The 20,126-nt window shown below is 69.9% G+C and carries 15 protein-coding genes and 2 pseudogenes; 10 read left to right on the top strand and 7 right to left on the bottom strand.

Annotated elements, in window-relative coordinates; all coding sequences use genetic code 11:
- Positions 1-32: 32 nt before the first annotated feature.
- The 4 genes and pseudogenes from ACK1X7_RS07255 to ACK1X7_RS07240 form a co-directional block, all read right to left on the bottom strand.
- Positions 33-254, bottom strand: coding sequence for a hypothetical protein (locus tag ACK1X7_RS07255; protein ID WP_413114786.1), 222 nt, complete (start codon positions 252-254; stop codon positions 33-35).
- 109 nt (positions 255-363) lie between these two features.
- Positions 364-1,140 (bottom strand): annotated as a pseudogene (locus tag ACK1X7_RS07250) (solute carrier family 23 protein); the annotation flags it as partial.
- A 190-nt stretch (positions 1,141-1,330) separates the two neighbouring features.
- Entirely contained in the window at positions 1,331-2,674 is a 1,344-nt protein-coding gene (locus tag ACK1X7_RS07245) for an FAD-dependent oxidoreductase (RefSeq protein WP_385139776.1), read from the bottom strand.
- Between the two features lie 231 nt (positions 2,675-2,905).
- A complete protein-coding gene (locus ACK1X7_RS07240) occupies positions 2,906-3,592 on the bottom strand; it encodes a DUF305 domain-containing protein (RefSeq protein ID WP_385139779.1) in 687 nt (228 codons plus the stop codon).
- A 192-nt stretch (positions 3,593-3,784) separates the two neighbouring features.
- Here ACK1X7_RS07240 and ACK1X7_RS07235 point away from each other — a divergent pair, with 192 nt between their 5' ends.
- Positions 3,785-5,266, top strand: coding sequence for an LVIVD repeat-containing protein (locus ACK1X7_RS07235; protein ID WP_390792694.1), 1,482 nt, complete (start codon positions 3,785-3,787; stop codon positions 5,264-5,266).
- A 12-nt stretch (positions 5,267-5,278) separates the two neighbouring features.
- Here the strand turns inward: ACK1X7_RS07235 and ACK1X7_RS07230 are convergent, their stop codons facing one another.
- Together ACK1X7_RS07230 and ACK1X7_RS07225 are read right to left on the bottom strand one after the other, a co-directional pair.
- Entirely contained in the window at positions 5,279-5,920 is a 642-nt protein-coding gene (locus ACK1X7_RS07230; protein ID WP_216340939.1) for a TetR/AcrR family transcriptional regulator, read from the bottom strand.
- Positions 5,921-6,081: 161 nt separating this feature from the next.
- A pseudogene (locus tag ACK1X7_RS07225) lies at positions 6,082-6,288 on the bottom strand (hypothetical protein); the annotation flags it as partial.
- 808 nt (positions 6,289-7,096) lie between these two features.
- On the opposite strand from ACK1X7_RS07225, the gene ACK1X7_RS07220 reads away from it, so the two are divergent.
- From ACK1X7_RS07220 to ACK1X7_RS07200, 5 genes are all read left to right on the top strand, one after another.
- Complete coding sequence (locus ACK1X7_RS07220; RefSeq protein ID WP_413114785.1) at positions 7,097-9,940, top strand: helix-turn-helix transcriptional regulator; 2,844 nt, start codon at positions 7,097-7,099, stop codon at positions 9,938-9,940.
- A 156-nt stretch (positions 9,941-10,096) separates the two neighbouring features.
- On the top strand, positions 10,097-11,290 hold the full coding sequence (locus ACK1X7_RS07215; RefSeq protein WP_385139789.1) for a cytochrome P450: 1,194 nt from the start codon (positions 10,097-10,099) through the stop codon (positions 11,288-11,290).
- Between the two features lie 42 nt (positions 11,291-11,332).
- Positions 11,333-11,527, top strand: a complete 195-nt coding sequence (locus ACK1X7_RS07210; protein ID WP_385139816.1) for a ferredoxin — start codon at positions 11,333-11,335, stop codon at positions 11,525-11,527.
- Positions 11,528-11,603: 76 nt separating this feature from the next.
- Positions 11,604-12,668 (top strand): 3-dehydroquinate synthase family protein, encoded by a 1,065-nt coding sequence (locus ACK1X7_RS07205; RefSeq protein ID WP_385139792.1) that lies wholly within the window; start codon positions 11,604-11,606, stop codon positions 12,666-12,668.
- Between the two features lie 275 nt (positions 12,669-12,943).
- Positions 12,944-15,724: a helix-turn-helix transcriptional regulator gene (locus ACK1X7_RS07200; RefSeq protein ID WP_413114784.1), complete on the top strand. Its 2,781-nt coding sequence runs from the start codon at positions 12,944-12,946 to the stop codon at positions 15,722-15,724.
- 99 nt (positions 15,725-15,823) lie between these two features.
- Here the strand turns inward: ACK1X7_RS07200 and ACK1X7_RS07195 are convergent, their stop codons facing one another.
- Positions 15,824-16,480 carry an O-methyltransferase gene (locus ACK1X7_RS07195; protein WP_385139794.1) on the bottom strand — a complete coding sequence of 219 codons (657 nt, stop codon included), beginning with the start codon at positions 16,478-16,480 and terminating at the stop codon, positions 15,824-15,826.
- A 243-nt stretch (positions 16,481-16,723) separates the two neighbouring features.
- Between ACK1X7_RS07195 and ACK1X7_RS07190 the strand changes: the two genes are divergently transcribed.
- Genes ACK1X7_RS07190 through ACK1X7_RS07175 form a run of 4 tightly spaced genes read left to right on the top strand, consistent with a single transcriptional unit; the run spans position 16,724 to position 20,080 of the window.
- Complete coding sequence (locus tag ACK1X7_RS07190) at positions 16,724-17,590, top strand: 3-hydroxyacyl-CoA dehydrogenase family protein (protein WP_383148081.1); 867 nt, start codon at positions 16,724-16,726, stop codon at positions 17,588-17,590.
- Positions 17,587-17,862 (top strand): acyl carrier protein, encoded by a 276-nt coding sequence (locus ACK1X7_RS07185; protein WP_385139798.1) that lies wholly within the window; start codon positions 17,587-17,589, stop codon positions 17,860-17,862. The genes ACK1X7_RS07190 and ACK1X7_RS07185 overlap by 4 nt, the downstream gene beginning before the upstream one ends.
- Complete coding sequence (locus ACK1X7_RS07180) at positions 17,859-18,971, top strand: acyl-CoA dehydrogenase family protein (protein WP_413114783.1); 1,113 nt, start codon at positions 17,859-17,861, stop codon at positions 18,969-18,971. Before ACK1X7_RS07185 ends, ACK1X7_RS07180 begins: the two co-directional genes overlap by 4 nt.
- Entirely contained in the window at positions 18,968-20,080 is a 1,113-nt protein-coding gene (locus tag ACK1X7_RS07175; protein WP_385139804.1) for an HAD-IIIC family phosphatase, read from the top strand. Before ACK1X7_RS07180 ends, ACK1X7_RS07175 begins: the two co-directional genes overlap by 4 nt.
- The last annotated feature ends 46 nt before the right edge of the window (positions 20,081-20,126 follow it).

Raw genomic sequence — 20,126 nt, 5'->3', positions numbered from 1 at the left:
CCGCTGACATCGCGGGCAAACCGGGACGTCCATCAGTTGTCCTTCCGCACGCCGCGCAGTTCCCGCCGTAGGCGCTCGTTCTCACGGGTCAGGCGATAGCCCGCCCGGCTGGCTCCAGCCGCAAGGCCGCGCCGATAGGCGGCCTCGATGTGGGGGAGGACGGCGGTCATGAGCCGGTCGGTCTCGACCGGCCCGCCCCCGGGGCTCAGTGCATCGCGCAGCGCGGCCTTCCAGGCCGGATCGTCGGCCGTCATGGGCGACTCCAACGCGAAAAGCCCCCGGTCTCTCGGGGGCTCTCGGTATATCTGTGCAGGTCAGGCGGCTAGCCGATGACTTTTAGGGATCATGACGTAGCTGAACACACATGGTCACCAGCGCGACGACCAGCATCGACACCACGGCCGGGGTCTCGAACGTGGGGGAGCCGAAATGGAACGGGGTGGAGACGCCGGCCCAGTCGGCATCGCCCACCCCGGAGAAGTCGGTGAAGCCCAGAGGTATCGCGGCCGCCGTCCCGGCCACGATGCCCACCAGCACCGCGACCCGGCTCAGGAAGCCGGGCGCGAAGCGCTGGACGGTCAGGACCACGACCAGCACCCCCGCCGCCAGGCCCAGGTTCTTCGGCGCGCCGAAGTCCGCCGCGCCCTGGCCGCCCGCCGCCCAGTTGCCCGCGACCGGCAGCAGCGACAGGCCGATGATCAGTATCACCGTGCCGGTCACCAGCGGCGGGAAGAACCGCAGCAGCCGCCCGAAGACCGGCGCCAGCAGGATCATCGCCACCCCGGCCACGATCACCGAACCGTAGATCGCGCGCAGCCCGCCGCCCTCGGTGCCGATCAGCACCATCGGGGTGACCGCCGCGAAGGTGCAGCCCTGCATGATCGGCAGCCGGACGCCGAACCGCCACAGCCCCACGCACTGGAGGACCGTGGCGATACCGCACAGCAGCAGATCGGCGTTGATGAGATACGCCAGATCGGCGGGGGACAGCTTCATCGCGCCGCCGACGATCAGCGGCACGGCCACCGCGCCCGCGTACATGGCCAGCACATGCTGAAGTCCGAAGGCGGCGAGCCGGCCGGGCGGCGGCACCTCGTCCACGGGATGGCGTATGGGCACGGGAGGGCGTACGGACGTCATGGCGGCTCCTCGCACGGCGACGGGATGGGCGGCGGGATGGGTGACAGGTCAGGGCGACGGGTCAGGGTGACGCAACCGTAGAAGGCTTCAACAATCTGTTGATTTCAGGGGTGTTGCCGTCGTGTGTCAACCCCTCTGACAGCGCGGACGCGGGGACCGCAGGTGGAGCCCGACCGGCGCCCCGCCCGGTTCACTCCTGCTCGCGCGCCGCGCCCAGCAGCCCCGTCCAGTCCGGAATCTTCACCTTCGTACGCCCCAGCGCCGCCCCGAGCGCCTCCTCGGCCGCCTCGATCCGCAGCCAGCCGGTCCACTCCACCGGCTCCACCCCCGCCTCGCGCAGCGCCCGCAGCGGATCCGCCACCACCGGGCGGGCGGCGAGCGCCTCCGCGTCGGCCAGCAGCGAGGCCACGGTCTCCTTCGCACACGGCCGGTTGGTGCCGATCACCCCGGTGGGCCCGCGCTTGATCCACCCCGCCACGTACTCCCCGGGCGAGGGCCGGCCGCCGCGCAGCACCCGCCCCGCCGCGTTGGGCACCGTGCCGCGCTCCTCGTCGAACGGCAGCCCCGGCAGCGGCACCCCCCGATAGCCCACCGACCGCAGCACCAGCGGCGCCTCGATGTCCTCGAAGACCCCGGTGCCCGCGACCCCGCCGCGCCCGTCCGGCGCGGTCCGCTCGAAGCGCACCGCGCGCACCGCGCCCTCGCCGAGCAGTGCCACCGGCCGCAGGAAGAACCGCAGATGGATCCGGCGCGGCCGGCCCACGGGCGCGCGCCGCGCCCAGTCGCGCAGCACCTCGACATTGCGCCGGTTGACCCCCGGCAGCCCCGACGGGTCCTCGTACCCCGGGTCCAGCGCCAGCTCCTCGGGGCGCACCAGCACCTCGGCGCCGGTCAGCGAGCCCAGCTCACGCAGCTCCTTGGTGGTGAACTTCGCCTGCGACGGCCCGCGCCTGCCGACCATATGGATGTCCGAGACCCGGCTCTGGGACAGCGTCCCGAGGGCGGCGTGCGGCACATCGGTGGGCCGCAGCTCCTCCGCCCCGCGGGCCAGGATGCGCGCCACGTCCACCGCGACATTGCCCACCCCGACGACGACGGCGGAGCCCGCCCCGAGCGCGAAGGCGTCGCCGGTCGCGTCGGGATGGGCGCTGTACCAGGAGACGAAGTCGGTCGCGGAGTAGCTGCCCGGCAGCTCCTCGCCCGGAACGCCTAGCCGACGGTCGGTCGCCGCCCCCACGCAGTAGACCACCGCGTGGTAGAGCTCCAGCAGCCGCTCGGGCACCAGCGGGGGCGGGCCCACATGCACATGGCCGAGAAAGCTGACCCGGGGGTGCTCCAGGACCGCGCGCAGGGTGTGCTGCAACGACTTGATCTTCTCGTGGTCGGGCGCGACACCGTAGCGCACCAGCCCGTACGGACAGGGCAGCCGGTCCAGCACATGCACCGACACCTCGGGGACAGCCTGCTGCTGGACGAGCGCTTGGGCGGCGTACACCCCGCTCGGCCCGGATCCGACGACCGCGACGCGAAGCACGAAGGAGCCCCTTCCGCAGGATGTCTCCAGCATCCCACCCGGCGGGGCGCCGTGTCCGGTACTACGCGCCGGGGGACCGGCCCGGATGACGCCTCCCGGCCACCGGTCCACGGGCCCGCGACCGCGCCGCGAGCCCGGCTCGACGAGAACCGGCGCATCGGCCCGTACGCCCCCGTACGCCTCTCCACGCCTCTCTACGCCCCTCTACGAGATCCGCCTACGAATACCTGCCTACGACATTTGCAGCATCCGCCGGATCTCGCTGCTCTGCTGCGCGATCACATCGCCCGCCATCTCCTCCACCTGGACGTTGTTCCCCTGGGCCAGCACATCCGTGGCCATGGAGACCGCGCCCCGGTGATGGGCGATCATCAGCTTGAGGAAGAGCGCGTCGAAGTCGGCGCCACGGGCGTCGCGCAGCCGCTTGAGCTCGGCCGCGGTGGCCATCCCCGGCATCCTCGCGTCATGGCCCTCATGGCCCTCATGGGCGCTGTCGCCGCCCTTCGGCGCGCCGCCGTTGGTCTTCTGCCAGGCGCGCATCGCCTCGATCTCCGGCTTCTGCCCGGCCGCGATGCGCTCCGCGAGCCGCTTGACCTTCGCCGACTTGGCCCGGTCGGTGGCGAGGTCGGTCATCACCAGGGCCTGCGCATGGTGCTCGATCATCATCCGGACGTAGGAGCGGTCGGCCGTGTTGGGGGAGTCGTCGTCCCCCGCCTTCGCCGCCTCCTCGGCCGACAGCTTCTTCGCCGCCTCGCCGGGCTTGCCCGGTGCGATCACCGCGGGCTTCCCGTCCTTGCCCTTTCCGGCGTCGGCCTTGCCGCCGCTCTCCGTGTCACAGCCGGTCAGGGCGAGTGCCAGGGCCGCAGCCACGGCGGCCGCGAGGGATGCGGTGTGGAGCGTCGTACGGCGGTTCAACACCGTGGCCTCCTGGGGCGCTTGGGATCCGCAGACCGTCTTAGCACGTCAGCGGCGCGTCCGGGTCGGGCGCGTTGGGAAATTATCTTTACGAACTTGTTGCTACCTGTTGTGCTGTACATGGATAGAGCGATACTTCCCCCGGTCCGTCAACCGCTCAACTCCGAACGGGGACGGCGACAAAGGGAGGACGCAGTGAAGCCGTGGGAAAGACCTCCGCAGCGGCGCAGATATCTCGGCGCGGCCGCGGCCGCCTTCGGTCTGGTGGCCACCTTGCTGGCCGCGGGCCCGGCGGCCGCGACGCCCGACCCCGGTGATGCCCCGCACAAGGAGCGGGTGACAAAGGGTCAGCAGTCGGAAGCCAGGGCCGCCATCGAGAACGGCGACATCCCCGGGGTGGACCAGGTGGTCCACAGCGACAATGTCAGCCACCTCATCAACATCCCCAAGCAGGACCTCAAGGGCATCAACACCGACCTGGCCTTCCAGGGCAAGTACGCCTTCGCGGGCAACTACGACGGCTTCGTCATCTACGACATCAGCCGGCCGAAGAGCCCGAAGATCGTGAGCCAGGTGCTCTGCCCGGGCTCGCAGAACGATGTGTCGGTCTCAGGAGACCTGCTCTTCCTCTCCACCGACTCCTCGCGCAGCGACAACTCCTGCACCAGCACCACCCAGCCCGCGACCGAGAAGTCCTCCTGGGAGGGCATGAAGGTCTTCGACATCAGCGACAAGCGGAACCCGCAGTACGTCGCCGCCGTCGAGACCTCCTGCGGTTCGCACACCCACACCCTGGTGCCCGAGCGCAAGGACGTGTACATCTACGTCTCCTCGTACGCGCCCAGCGCCACCTTCCCGGACTGCCAGCCCCCGCATGACGGCATCTCCGTCATCAAGGTGCCCCGTAAGACGCCCGAGAAGGCCGCGGTGATCGACTTCCCCGTGCTCTTCCCGGACGGCGGAAACCCCGGCGGGCCCACCAACCCGGGCGTCTCGCAGACCACCGGCTGCCATGACCTCACCACGTTCCCCAAGCTGAAGCTGGCGGCGGGCGCGTGCATGGGCGACGGTGTCCTGCTCGACATCGCCGACCCCGCGAAGCCGAGGGTCATCGACCGGGTCGAGGACAACGTCAACTTCGCCTTCTGGCACTCGGCGACCTTCAACGAGCGCGGCACCAAGGTCGTGTTCACCGATGAGCTGGGCGGCGGCGTCGCCGCGACCTGCAACACCGAGGTGGGCCAGGACCGCGGCGCCGACGGCATCTACGACGTCGTGGGCAAGGGCGACAAGCGCAAGCTGGCCTTCCGGAGCTACTACAAGATCCCGCGCCATCAGGCCGACACCGAGAACTGCGTCGCCCACAACGGCTCGCTGATCCCGGCCAAGGGCCGCGACATCATGGTCCAGGCGTGGTACCAGGGCGGCGTCTCCGTCTGGGACTTCACCGACTCCGACAAGCCCAAGGAGATCGGCTACTTCGAGCGCGGGCCGCTCTCCACCGACTCGCTCATCACCGGCGGCTCCTGGTCCGCGTACTACTACAACGGCTACATCTACTCCAACGACATCGAGAAGGGCTTCGACGTCCTGAAGATCCACGACCGGCGCACCGACAGCGCCGCGTCGGTCCGGCTGGGTGAGCTGAACACGCAGACGCAGCCCGACTACCGCTGAGCGCGCGTCCGTTCACTCCAGCGTGCTCATCCGGCTCCCGTCGGGCGGCTCCTCGCCCGGCGGGAGCCCGAGCTCCCAGTCCAGTCCGTAGCGGTGGAACAGCTCCGCCCGCAGCCGCTCGGGCGGCATCGGCGCCCCCGGCAGCAGCACCGCGACCACGGCGCCCATCAGCAGAGCGCGCAGCAGCCGGTAGTCGGTTTCGGGGTCCTCGGAGCCGTACCGGGTGACGGTATCCCGCAGCAGAGTGGCCAGCCGCTGCTGCTCGGGGCACTGGATGAAGCCCTCGGCCGTGAGAATCCCCGCCATATGCGTGCGCATCAGCCGCGGCCGGTCCCGGGCCAGCCCCAGGATCGCGTCGATCGCCCGCGCCATCAGCTCCCGCCCGGTCTCCGCGCCCTCCGGACGCGGCTCCCGCTCGAGCCCCCGGGCCAGCTCCATATGCATCAGCCGGTGGACGGCCGTTTGCAGCAACTGCCGCTTGCCCGGGAAGTAGTACGAGACCAGGCCGCGGGCCGCTCCGGCCCGGTCGGCGATATCGCCGAGGGTGGTCGCCTCGTAGCCGTGCTCGTCGACCAGCTCGACCGTCGCCTCCAGCAGACGGACCTGGGATCGGCGGCGCAACTCCTCATTGACCGACGGGCTTCGGGGGACCATGCTGTAACTCCTGCGTTGGCTGGCTGTCAGCCAATATACTCAGGCGACGTTCGGTTGTCCGCCGATCCTTCCAGGGCCGCCGCATGTCTCCGCCGGTTCGGGCGACACGGGGGGATCGCCCGAACCGGTGGGTTCGCCCCACGGGATCCCTTTCGGGATCAGCCGATGTTGCTGACCACCGCGATCCGCACCCCGTGCCGGTGCAGCTCGGCCGGCCCCTCGGCGGCGTCCGGGTAGGGCTGCCGGGCCGCGGGCTCCAGGTGGCGGTCATAGAGGGCGTCGTACAGCTCGGTACGGAGCCAGGACTCGGTGGACTCGATTCGGAACAGAGTCCCGGAGAAGTCGAACAACGCGCCCTTGACGGTCACAGTTCACGCTCCCTCGTCTCTGATGTGGCCAGCAGTCAGGACTTCCGGCATCGTATGCCGCGGGGACGGTCCCGGGTTCGGTCCATGGCGCACCCGTTTCGGCCGTTTTGCAGGCAGATAAACCCCGGCCAAATCACGGCGCAGAGTTTAGGGGAATCATGGGGCGGCGGCCGTTTATGGTCGCGCTGGCGCGGTGAGCATGTAGGGGTCAATCCCCGTATCTCCGCGACGAGTCGGGGGCAGGCATTATCTGCTGAGGGGCGAGGAGGTTGCCGGGAATGGTATGCGACATGACTTTGAGGCAACCGGGGGATGGCCGCAGGTTGGACACTTGTCACTCCGGAGCCCGCTGGGACGGGCATGGAGCGGCGACCGGCCGGGGCGGCTGCTGGTAAGCCACCAGCTTTGCACAGGGTAAGGAATACTGCCGGGTCCATAACCGGTTCAGAGGCTGAGGTGCATTCGCGTCGGCATGCCGCACATCGCGTTTATCCTGCAAGCCGGCACTGGCGGCGTCCCGCCCTTCTCGGGGGTGCGAGGACGGGGCCGCCCGCTCAGTCGGGCACGTTCGCACGGGGTTTGGAAACCGTGGCTGATCATGATCGGTGGACGGTTTCGCTCCGGTTGTGACTCTGCTTGTATGAACGTCAAGGACATGGGCTCCCACCGGAGGTGATCCAGATCAGGGAATCAGCCGCCGTCGGCGCAGCGGTTATCTGTCTCGTCAGAGAAGGCTTCCTCCGCAGGGTGGGATGACCGCGGAGATCAACTCATCGCTCAGACGCACACACCCCCACAGCGAGGACTGATGAGTATGGGACTGACAGATTATCAATCAGAGCTTCGCGGCGTCCTCGACATGGCAGCACGAGGAAACGGCGGGCTTCTCAAAGTGACCGGGGGACCCGGTGTCGGAAAGACCTCCTTATTGGGCAGTCTGAAGGAGCAGGCGGCCGAATCGGGTGCGGTCTGTCTTATGGCGTCCGGATTCGCCGACGACACCGCGATCCCGTTCAATATAGTGGAACAGCTCATCTGGTCGTCCGCGTTCACGGATGAATTGGACGTCGTGGCGCGCTGGAGGACCGCCGGAGAGCGGTATTCGGAAGCCGAACCCGGCATGCTGAGAAGCCTGGTCCGAGAGATATCCGATGTGCTGCACCGCATCGCGGGCGGCAAGCAACTGATCATCGCGGTTGACGATGCCGAGCATGCCGACTACCCCTCCCTCATGTGCCTGCTGCATATCGCCAGGCATGCCTCCGGCACCCGTACGCTCGTCGTGATGACCTGCGGGCAGAGTCATCAGTTGTGTGTCGGCACTCACGGCTTCCATGAGCTCTACAAGATCAAGATCGATACACTCCCGGAATCCGGGGTCGGACACCTGCTGGAGCGGCACGGCGACGCCGACCTGGCCGACCGGATCCGCGCCTCCTGCCACGCCGTCAGCGGTGGCAATGCACGGCTGGTCAAGGCCCTGCTGCGGGACCATCTCCAGGCCGCTCCGGGCGGGTCGGAGACGGATGTCACCGTCGGCGCGGAGTTCCAGGAGACCTATCGCGGGTGCCTGTTGTCCCATCCGGCGTTGCTCCAGGTGGCACAGGCACTCGCGGTGCTGGACCGGTACGGCGGCCCGGGGCGGGTGGCCAGTCTGCTCGCCTGCGGCCGGGAACGCGCGACCCGGGCCATCACCGTCATGAACTCCGCCGGACTGCTGGAGGACGGACGGTTCCGGCACCCCGCGGCGCGATACATCACGCTGGAGACGCTGTCGGCGGAGGACCGGGCCCGGCTCAGCGCGAAAGCGGCCGAACTTCTGTATGCCGACGGGGCCGATCCGATCGCGGTGGCGGAACTCCTGGTCACCGCCGACAGAACGCCCGACCAAAAAGACGTCACCGTGCTCTGGCACGCGGCCCAGAAGAATCTCGACCACGGCCGTACGGAGGAAGCGATCGCGGGCCTGCGGCTCGCCGCCCGCGCGGACCTCGGCCGGCGCGAGCACATGGACATTCTCATGGCGCTGGTCGGCGCGTTATGGTCCAGCAATCCGGCGACCGCCGAACCCGAACTGGACCGTCTGATGGCCGCGATACGGGAGGAATTCCCCGCGGACATCCCGGAACAGTATCTGTGCTTCCTGCTCTTCATGGTGCTCTGGTTCGGCCGGTTCAGCGATGGGGAAGAAGCCTTCAAGTGGCTTTCGGGCGGTGGTGACACCGATAACGCGTCCAGCATGGCCGCTCTGCGGGTGACCCGGCAGTGGGCCACCTTCCTCAAACCGGCCCTGATCCATGACTTCCCCGACCAGGCTTCCTCGGACGGGGAAGTCGACGGACTGTGGGCGGCCAACCTGGAGCACGGTCTTCAGCTCTCCGTCGACGAACTGGGCATGGAGATCGGGCATTTCCAGGATCCCCGGCAGGTGGCGGACTTCTCTCCCGACACCATGCATCTGTTGTCGCCCTCCAACCACTTCTGGTTCGCCTACGCATACGCCTGCCGGATGGTCTGGGCATTGGCCGCGAGAGGCGAAGCGGAAACGGCGGACCGGCTGTGCGGCGCGCTTTTCACCGCGGCCGGCAACCTGAACATGAAGACGCCCGGCGCCGTCGCCCTGGCCATGCGCGCCTACATCAGATGCCGCCATGGGGACTTCACCTCGGCCATCGATCTCGCCGGCACCGCGCTGAAGTCCATCCCCCCGCGCGGCTGGGGCGTCGCCATCGGATTGCCGCTCTCCGTTCTGGTGGCGGCCCACACCGCCATCGGCAGACTCGATGAGGCCCAGCGATATCTGCATTACTGGGTGCCGAAGGAAATGTTCGACAGCGTTGTCGGGTTGGAGTACCTCCGGGCCCGTGGACAGTACTGCCTGGCCACCAACCGTCCCTACGCAGCGCTGAACGACTTCATGGTGAGCGGGATGCTGATGGACCAGTGGCCCGTGGACTTCGGCGACCTGGCGCCCTGGCGTATCGACGCCGCCGAGGCGTATCTGCGTGTCCAGGAGCCGGCGGAGGCCAAAAGACTCGCCCTGGAGGAACTCAAGCTGTCGCCCGACCGCCCCTTGAGCACCCGCGGCCGGGCGCTGCGCGTTCTGGCCATGGCCGAAGACCCGGACAAGCGCAGGCTGCTCCTGTATCAGTCCGCCAAGTGTCTGCGCGAGCACGGCGACCGTTTCGAACTCGCCCGTACGCTCGCCGAGCTCAGCCAGGACTTCCTCAGCACCGGGGAAACCCAGCAGGCCCGCGGCACCTGGCATGAGGCGCAGAAGCTGATGGACGAGTGCGGGATCAGCGCCCAGCACGAGAGCCGCAGGGACCTCGTCGTGGATGGCGCCGAGAGCCCCGCGGACGCGCGACTGCCGGAACCCGCCGGGGATACCGGGGAGCCCGAGGAGTCGGACCCCGCCGCCTCGGCCGAAGGCGCGGAGCAGCCCGTTCTCTCGGAGGCCGAGTGGCGCGTGGCGACCCTGGCCGCGTCGGGGATGTCCAACCGGCAGATCGCCAAGAGCCTCTACATCACGGTCAGCACCGTGGAGCAGCATCTGACCCGCATCTACCGAAAGCTCTCGGTCGGAAATCGGCAGGAGCTGTCGCGTCGGCTGTGGCAGCTCATCGGAGCCACCGGATCGTCCTCCTGCTGAGCGTCCTGCCGCCGGGGCACGGGGGGATACCCGCTCCCAAGCCAAGGGGGCATAGGGGAGTGGTTAGGGGAGTGGGGATCCGGTGCGCGGACCAGACTTGTCCATCCGTAGGGCGGCGCAGTGGTGGCGACGAAGCGACTGACGGGACGGACAGGCATGGACGAGATACGCGACTACCCCGAATTGCGGGCTGCTGCATGCCCGTTCTCACCCCCGCCGGGATACGAGGAACTGCGCGAGCGGTCCGCCGTCACGCGGGTGCGGATGTGGGACGGCAGCACCCCGTTTCTCGTCACCGGCTATCACGAGGCGCGGGCGGCGCTCGGCGACAGCAGGTTCAGCGCCGACGGCACGCACAAGGCGATGCCCCGCTTTGTGAAGTTCGAGGTGCCGGCCGAGGTGTTCAACCTCGGGAGGATGGACGATCCGGAGCACGCCCGGATCCGCCGCATGCTCACCGCGAACTTCACCATCCGGCGCACCGAGGCGATGCGGCCGATGATCCAGGGCATCGTCGACGGCCTCCTGGACCGGCTGATCGCCCAGGGCCCGCCGGCCGACCTGGTGGCCGACTTCGCCTTCCCCCTGCCGTCCCAGGTGATCGGCGTGATGCTGGGGGTCTCGGACGCCGACTTCGCGGAGTTCCAGCAGGCGTCGCAGGGCGTCATGGACTTCACCGCGTCGGCCGAGGAGATGGGCGCCGCGCTCGGCGTCATGGTGGACTACGTGACCCGGATGTGCGCGGCCAAGCGCGCCGACCCGGGCGACGATCTGCTCAGCCGGCTCATCGTCGACCAGGAGCCGACGGGCGGGCTCACCCAGCAGCAGGTGGTCGCCACCGCCCTGGTGCTGCTGCTGGCCGGGCACGAGACCACCGCCAACATGATCGCCCTGTCCACCGTCCTGCTGCTGAACCACCCCGACCAGCTCGCCCGGCTGCGGGCCGATGCCGGGCTGATGGGCAACGCGGTGGACGAACTGCTCCGGTACATCACGATCGTCCAGGAAGGCACCGGACGGGTGGCCGTCGAGGACGTCGAGGTGGGCGGCGTACTCATCCCGGCCGGTGAAGGGGTGATCATCAACCTGCCCAGCGCCAACCGGGACCCCCACTTCGCGGACGCCCACGAGCTGGACCTGAGCCGGCCCAACGCCCGCGAGCATGTCGCGTTCGGCTTCGGCGTGCACCAGTGCCTGGGGCAGACCCTCGCCCGGGTCGAGCTCCAGATCGCTCTGGAGACCCTGCTGCGCCGGCTGCCCACGCTGCGCCTGGAGGTCCCGCTCGAGGACCTGGCGTTTCTGTACGAGTCGATGAACTTCGGCGTCGCCCGTGTGCCCGTCGCCTGGTGACCGCGGAACGGATGACAGAAGGATGATGAGGGGAACACGATGGTGAAGGTCTCGGTGGATCAGGACAAGTGCTGCGCGGCCGGGCATTGCGCGCTGGCGGCGCCGGAGGTTTTCGACCAGCGGGAGGAGGACGGGACCGTGGTCCTGCTGGATGCGCGGCCGCCGCTCGAGCTGCGCGACAGCGTCGCCGAGGCGTCGTTCCTCTGCCCGGCCGCCGCGATCGCGGTCGAGGACTGAAAACGGCTCCGCACCCGATTCCGGCCCCGGCGAGACGGCTTCTCGCCGGGGCCGCGTCAGCGATGGGAAGGCAGTCTTGACCACGTCGACTTCCACTTCGGCCACCGGCTCCGCGTCCCCTGCCCGGCAGGTCACCGTCGGGCTGGCCGAACGCTCCTATACCGTTCACATCGGCCACGGTGTGCAGCGGCTGCTGCCACAGGTGGTGGCCGCCCTGGGCGCGCGCAGGGCGGTGGTGGTCACCGCGCGGCCCGCCGGGCAGACCCCCGACCCGGGAGTGCCCTCGCTCGTCGTGCCCGCCCGCGACGGGGAGGAGGCCAAGGACCTGGCCGCCGTGACGGACCTGTGCCGCCGGTTCGTCGGATTCGGACTCACCCGCTCGGATGTGGTGGTGTCCTGTGGCGGCGGCACCACGACCGACACGGTGGGCCTGGCCGCCGCCCTCTACCACCGGGGCACCCCGGTCGTTCATGTGCCGACCTCGCTGCTCGCCCAGGTGGACGCGAGCGTCGGCGGGAAGACCGCGGTGAATCTGCCCGAGGGCAAGAACCTGGTCGGCGCCTACTGGCAGCCCGCGGCCGTGCTCTGCGACCTCGAGCATCTGAAAACCCTGCCCGACCGGGAATGGCGCAACGGCCTCGGTGAGATCGCCCGCTGCCACTTCATCGGCGCGCCCGACCTCGACGGGCTGCCGCTGCTCGACCAGATCTCGGCCAGTGTGACGCTCAAGGCGGGCATCGTCGCCGCGGACGAACGCGACTCCGGCCTGCGCCACCTCCTCAACTACGGACACACCTTGGGGCATGCGCTGGAACGCGCCACCGGGTTCGCACTACGCCACGGCGAGGGCGTGGCCATCGGCACGGTCTTCGCCGGCCGGCTCGCCGGCGCGCTGGGGCGCATCGGCCCGGAACGGGTCGCCGAGCACCATGACGTCGTATCCCGCTACGGCCTGCCGACCGGGCTGCCGCCGGATGTCTCGGTGTCCGAGCTGGTGGAGCTGATGCGCCTGGACAAGAAGGCCACCGACGGGCTGACGTTCGTCCTGGACGGCCCCGAGGGGCCCGGACTGGTGCGCGGGATCCCCGAGGACACCGTCAGCACCACCCTCGCGGCGATGCCCCGCGCGCCCGCATGGTGATGCCTCACGGTGTCCGGGCCACCGAGACCTTTCTCCGCATGCGTTTTAGGGGCGCACGGACTCGATAGGGGGTTGACCGTGCGGCGCCCGCCACGGATAACTGAACAGCCCGATGCGGAGAACGAGATGTGGTGGGGCCGGTTAGGGGGCGGAGCTTCCGGTAGGGGTTGAGGCAGGCAGGGGCGTGCTGATGGAATCGTGTCCCGATCAACAATTTGGTCTGACTCAAGGGCCGCGAGTCCGCATTCCGTCGACCTCGATCGGGGACCATCACCATGCCCTACAGCTATGCCATGCCGGTGAATACCGAGCGGAATTCCCGTCCGCTGGGCGGGGTATTGAATACCGCGGTGCACCTCGGACATCCATTCGGTGACTCTTTGGTGCGGCCCGGGCAGGCTCTTCTCGTGGACGGACCGCTGGCATGCGGGAAGACGACCCTGCTCCGGTCGTTCGCCGAACGAGCCTCGGAATCCGGCTATCTCACCATCAGCGCGACATGCTCCCCCAGCGAGCGGGACCTTCCCTTCGGCGTCGTCTCGCAATTGGCCCGCGGCGCCTGGAAGTCACCGGGTGGGCCGCCCGAGGTACCGGGGCTGCCGGACATCCTCCGCGGGGCCGGCGATCCGGTGGACCGGGCCGGGATCGCCCGGCTGTGCCACCGGCTGTGCACCTCGCTGATCGACCACGCGGAACACACACCACTGCTCCTCGCCGTGGACGATGTCCGGCACAGCGACCCGGCCTCCGCAGCCTTCCTCCTGCAACTGGTACGGCGCCTGGACTCGGCGCGCATCGCGGCCGTATTCACCGACGACCTGAGCCTGTCCTCGTCCCTGCCGCTCCGCTACGAACTGCTGCGCGCCCAGCACCTGCGCCGCATCGGCCTGGGCCCCCTTTCCCCGGGTCAGGTGGCCGAAGTGGTCGTGGCGGAGCTGGGGGAGACCGCGCGCCGCCACGTCGGCGACATCCTCGCCGCCACCGGTGGCAACCGGCTGCTGCTGCACACCTTGCTCTCCGACTACCGTGAGTACGGCGAGGCCCGCCAGACCGGCTACGGCCAGTCCTTCCTGAGCTGTCTGCACCGCAATGAGCCGATCTTCCTGGACGTGGTGCGCGCGCTGGCCGTGGTGGGCTCCGCCCTGCCCGCCGCCGACCTCGCCTGGCTGACCGGACACGAGCCCGAGCCCATCAGCCAGGTGCTCGCGGCGCTGACCGGGGCCGGGCTGATGGACGAGGGCGCGTTCCGGCAGGAGACGGCCCGGCTGAGCGTGCTCAACGACATGCCCGCGCAGGCCCGCAGGACCCTGCACCAGCGGGCCGCGCGGCTGCTGCACGACCAGGGCAGGCCCGCCGCCACGATCGCCCGTCATCTGGTGCGGGCCGGGCAGATCCCCGACTCGTGGTCGGCCGAGGTGCTTCTGGAAGTGGCCGAGCAGGTGGCGGTGGGCGAAGAGGCGTCCATCGCCGTCGACTTACTGGAGCAGTCCTTCGAGCAATGCCCGCACGAAGAGCGCCGCGCCGCCCTGAGAGCGAAGCTCGCCGAGGCGGAGTGGAAGATCAATCCGTCCACCGCCACGCGGCACCACGCACCGCTGTACGGCGCCGTCCGGGCCGGCCGGCTCGGCCTCCCCGACAGCGTCACCCTGCTCATGCAGCTCCTGTGGAAGGGGGGACTGAGCGAGGTGGAGGGGCTGCTCGCCCATCTGCGCGCGGACCCCGCGGCCACCGACCAGCTCCATGCCATCGAGGCGGCACTCACCTGCACCTATCCCTGGCTGGCCGAGCGGCGGGCGGCACCGCCGCACCACGGTGGCGCCGCGGCGACACGGGCGGCGGCGTGGCCCCGGGCCGGTACGGTCCTGGCCGACGTGCTCACCGGCGGGCAGACCCATGACACCGTCCGCCGGGCCGAGGAGGTGCTGCGCGAACTTCAGCTCGGACACGACCCGGCCTGCCATGAGCAGGCGGGGCTGTTCGCCCTGCTCGCCCTGGTCTACGGCGGCCGGAACGACCTGGCGTCCGCCTGGTGCGAGGGTGCGCTCGGCGAGACCGGTGGTGGACCGCACGTCCCGATGCGGCAGGCGGTGCTGTCGGCCGCCAGGTCGGAGATCGCACTGCGCCGCGGTGACCTAGCCGAGGCCGCGGAGCAGTCCCGCGCCGCCCTCACCCACGCCTCCCCCGGCGCCTGGGGCGTCGCCATCGGACTGCCGCTCGGCGCCCTCATCCTGGCGTGTACGCGGATGGGGCGGCACGAGGAGGCGGGGTTCCATGTCGCGCAGACCGTGCCCAACGCCATGTTCAAAAGCTCCTACGGGCTGCACTACCTGTACGCGCGCGGCCACTACTTCCTGGCGGCGGGCCGCCACCAGGCCGCGCTCGCGGACTTCCTGCTCTGCGGCGAACTGCTCACCGACTGGGGGCTGAGCAGCGGCTGCGACCCGGTGCCGTGGCGGATCGGGGCGGCGGAGGCATGGCTGGCGCAGGGCAACCACGACCAGGCCCGGATCCTGGTGTACCAGCAGCTCAGCCGTCCGCACACGGACGGCGCCCGGGCCCGCGGACAGTCGTTACGCCTTCTGGCGGCCACCAGTTCGGCCAAGCGGCGGCCGCAGTTGCTCAACGAGGCGGTGGGCCTGTTCACCGAGCAGGAGGACAAGTACGAGCTGGCCCGCACCCTGTGGGACCTCAGCCAGGCGTACCACGCGCTCGGCGAGAAGAAGCAGGCCCGCCGGACCATGCGCCGGGCCTGGCATGTGGCGAAGATGTGCGACGCGGCGTCGCTGTACGAGGAGTGGCTGCCGGCCGACGACCAGGGCCATGCCACCGGGCCAACGCCGAAGTCGGACACCGCGATCGAGCGGCTGACACACTCCGAACGGCGGGTCGCGTCGCTGGCCGCCATGGGCTACACCAACCGGGAGATCGCCGGGAAGCTGTACGTCACGGCCAGCACGGTGGAGCAGCATCTGACCCGGGTGTTCCGCAAGCTGGACATCAAGCACCGGGAGCAACTGCCGACCGAACTGTACGCCGACCGGATGGAGTTGGCGTGACCGCGGTGCCGCGCGCCTGACCGCGGAGCAGCGCGGACGGCCATGTCCCGGGAGGATCCCGGAACATGGCCGTCAGACGTTCGGACCCCGGCCACGTGGTCAGCGTTTGACCGCGAGCGTGATGCCATCACCAACGGTGAGCATGCTGATCTCGACGCGTCCGTCCTCCCGGAGCAGCTTGTTCACCTCGCGCAGGGCGGCGGTGTCGGCGTCCTGCGCGGCGGGGTCGGTCACCCGGCCGAAGAAGAGGGTGTTGTCCAGGACGATGAGCCCGCCGCGCCGGAGCATCGCCAGCGACTCCTCGTAATAGTGCGCGTATCCGGTCTTGTCCGCGTCGATGAAGACCAGGTCGAACTCCCGGCCCTCACGCCGCAGCCCGGCGAGCGTCTCCTTGGCGTCACCGATGCGCACGTCGATGCGGTCCGCCACCTCGGCGCGCTCCCAGAACGGGCGGCCGAGCCCCGGCCACTTCGCCGTGATGTCGCAGGTCACCAGCGTGCCGTCGGTCGGCAGGGCCCGCGCCATGCACAGCGTGCTGTAACCGGTGAAGGTGCCGATCTCCAACACCGAACGGGCGCCGACGAGCCGTACCAGCAGCCCGAGGAGCTGGCCCTCCTCGGGCATCACCTGCATGGCCTGGGCGGCGGGCAGACCCGCGGTCTCCGCCCGCAGCCCGGCCAGGATCTCGTCATCGCGCAGGGACAGTTCCCGGACATATCCGAGAATTTTTTCGGTCACATCGACTTGCTGAGCCATCGGATTTCCGCACCCCGCAAAGCTGAAAAGGTAAGGACCAGGGAAAGGCAATGCGGCCCATGCTAAGAATCCGTCGACGCGCCGCGCAATGGCGTCTTCCAGAATGCTGGAACTCATATTCCGGCTGAGGGGGGTATAGGGGGGATCCTTAGGGGATTTGGGTGACCGCCCGGACAATACCGTGAACGCGGAAGCGCGTGTCATGGTCGGCACGTTGTTCACAACGCGCTGCGGAGGCGATTGATGAGCGGAGATGCGGAAGCGCCGCGGCTCACGGTGCTGGGCGCAGGAACGATGGGACTGGGAATCACCTCTCTCGCCGTCGGGCACGGAATCCCGGTGACGGTCGTCGAGGTGGACGAGGCCAAGGCCGGCCGAACACGGGCCGCGGTCACCGAACGGCTCCGCATGGCGCAGCTCATGGGAGCCCTGCCGGCCGGCCGCCCGCGGGGCGAGCTGACGGTCACCGCGTCCCTGGCCGACGGCCGGAACGCCACCGCGGTGGTGGAGGCCGTCACCGAGGACACCCCCACCAAGGCCAAGGTGCTCGAAGCGGTCGCCGGGCTCACCGGAGCGCGGGTGCCGCTGATCTCGAACACCTCCTCCATCCCGATCGACGAACTGGCCGGTCATATCGCCGATCCGGCACGGCTGGTCGGCACCCACTTCATGAACCCGCCCTATCTGATCCCCACGGTGGAGGTGATCCGCGGTCCCCGGACCGGGGAAGCGGTGATGACCGCCGTGACGGATCTGCTGCGTGCGCTGGAGCGCAAGCCGGTCGTCGTCGGCGACGGGCCGGGGTTCGTCACCAGCCGGGTGCTGCACCCGATGATCAACGACGCGATCCGGGTGGTGCAGGAGGGCACGGCCACGGTGGAGGCCGTGGACGTACTCATGCGGGACTGCCTGGGCCACCGCACCGGGCCGCTGCGCACCGCGGACCTGATCGGCCTGGACAACCTGGCCGACTCGCTGCGCGTGCTGCACGAGCGCACCGGCGACTCCCGGTGCGCGCCGAGCGAACTGCTGCTGAAGAAGGTCCGCGACGGCCACCTGGGCCGCAAGTCGGGCCGCGGGTTCTACGCATACGGGAAGGAACTGGCGTGACCATCTCATCCGAGCCGGGCAGCCACACCGCCGAGACGGTGGCGCAGGAGGTGCAGCAGTTCCTCGAACAGCGCACCAAGCAGACCTGGGACCCGGACACCGATCTGTTCAGCTCCGGTGCCGTGTCCTCGATGTTCGCCATGGAGCTGGTCGTGCACCTGGAGTCGACCTTCGACGTGGTGATCACCGGCCCCGACCTGGCGCTGGACAACTTCCGCACGGTCAACGCGATGACCGCGATGGTCCTGCGGCTGCGCGGGGTACAGCCGTGACCGACGCCGCCACCAGCCATACGGAGCTGGTCAGCGGGTTGATCGGGGACCGGGCGGACGCCTGGGACCTGGCCGGGGAGCTGCCCCGCGACCTCCTGGTCAAACTCGGCGCCTCCGGTGTGCTGTGCGCGCAGGTCGGCGCCGAGCACGGCGGCGCCGGACTGGACAGCCGTGCCAACGGGGAGCTCACCGCGGCGGTCGGCGCCCGGTGCAGCTCGCTGCGCAGCGTGATGACGTCCCAGGGCATGGCGGCGTGGACCGTACGGCGGCTGGGTGGCGCGGAACAGTGGTCCACCTTTCTGCCCTGGCTGACCTCCGGTGATCTGGCGGCGGTCGGATTCAGCGAGCCCGGGGCGGGCAGCGACCTGGCCGCGATGGAGACCGAGATCGCCGATGACGGCACACACGTGGTCGTCACCGGCCGCAAGGTGTGGATCACCGCCGCCCACTACGCCGATCTGCTGGTGGTGTTCGGGAAATATCGTGGCGGCGCCGCGGCCGTGGTCGTGCCCGCCCGGGCCCCCGGAGTCAGCATCACGCGGGTGCCCGACCCGCTGGGCTGCCGCGCCGCCGGCCACGCGGACATCACCCTGGACGCCGTCCGGGTGCCCACCGGCCAGGTACTCGGCGGCACCGGACTGCCACTGCCCCTGGTGACCACCGCGGCGCTCACCTACGGGCGCATGTCCGTGGCGTGGGGGTGCGTCGGCATCCTGCGCGCCTGCCTGGACGCCGCCGCCACGCACACCGCCACCCGGGAACAGTCCGGCCGCAGACTCGCCGAGCACCAGTTGGTGGCCCGGCACCTGGCCGAGCTGTACGTCGCGGAGCGGCACGCCACCCGGGCCTGCGAACACGCCAGCGCCTCCTGGGACACCGGCTCGCCCGATATGGCGGTCGACGCTGTGCACGCGAAGTACGTCGCGTCCCGCGAGGCGGCCGACGGCGCGGCACGCGCCGTACAGCTCCTGGCGTCGGCCGCCGCATCCGACGGCCATGTGGTGGCCCGGGCGTACCGCGACGCGAAGCTGATGGAAGTCATCGAGGGCACCAGCGAGATCTGCCAGCTCGTCCTCGCCCAGCACACGCGGAAGAAGGTGCAAGCATGACGGAGGGGAAGCCCGTGAGCGAGCCGCCGACGGCCGTCAAATGTCTCGTCTGGGACCTGGACAACACACTGTGGCGCGGCACCCTGCTCGAGGACGGCGAGGTGCTGCCCTTCGAGTGGGTGCGCGATGTCATCACCACCCTCGACGAACGCGGCATTCTCCAGTCCATCGCCAGCAAGAACGACCACGACCACGCCTGGGAGCGCCTGGAGGCCCTCGGCCTCGCCGAGTACTTCGTACTGCCGCATATCGGCTGGGGCCCCAAGTCCGCGTCGGTACGCGCCATCGCGGACCGGCTGAACTTCGCCGACCGCGCCATGGCGTTCGTCGACGACCAGCCCGCCGAACGGGCCGAGGTCGCCTACCGGCTCCCCGAGGTGCGCTGCTACCCGGCCGAGGACCTGGCCGGGCTCACCGGGCTGCCCGAGTTCAGCCCCGCCGTGGTCACCGTGGACTCCCGGCAGCGCCGGAACATGTACCAGTCCGGATTCCGCCGTGACGCCGAGCGGGCCGAGTTCAGCGGCCCCGACGAGGACTTCCTGCGCACCCTGGACATACGGATGGGCATCTCCCGCGCCACGGAGCGGGAGCTGTCCCGGGTCGAGGAACTGACCCTGCGCACCAGCCAGATGAACGCCACCGGCGTCCACTACCCCGACTCCGTACTGCGCGGACTGCTCACCGACCCCGCGCACGAGGTGCTGGTCATCACGATGGCCGACCGGTTCGGCCCGCACGGCGCCGTCGGCATCGTGCTGCTGGAACGGCACCCCGCGGTGTGGCATCTGAAACTGCTCGCCACCTCCTGCCGGGTGGTGTCCTTCGGCGCCGGGTCCACCCTGCTGAACTGGCTGGCCGATCAGGCGGCACAGGCCGGGGTGCACCTGGCCGCCGACTTCCGGCGCACCGATCGCAACCGGATGATGGAGGTGGCCTACCGCTTCGCCGGGTTCGCCGACACCACCTGCGCGTGCACCGCCGCGCTCGCGGCCCCCGACGAGGAGGGGGTCGAGCGCCTCCACCTCACCCCCGCGTTCCAGCCGGCCCCGACGACGCTGCGGCTGACGGCGCCTGAGCTGGCCGACCCGGCGCTGCCGCGCTCCCGGTGACCGGCGGGCGTCTTCCGCCCCGCATCCTCGCGTTCGCCTCCGACTG

Source organism: Streptomyces sp. CY-1 (assembly GCF_047218265.1).
GTDB lineage: Bacteria > Actinomycetota > Actinomycetes > Streptomycetales > Streptomycetaceae > Streptomyces > Streptomyces niphimycinicus.
Note: the sequence above shows the minus strand (reverse complement) of the source record. Positions and strands in the feature narration are given on the sequence as shown.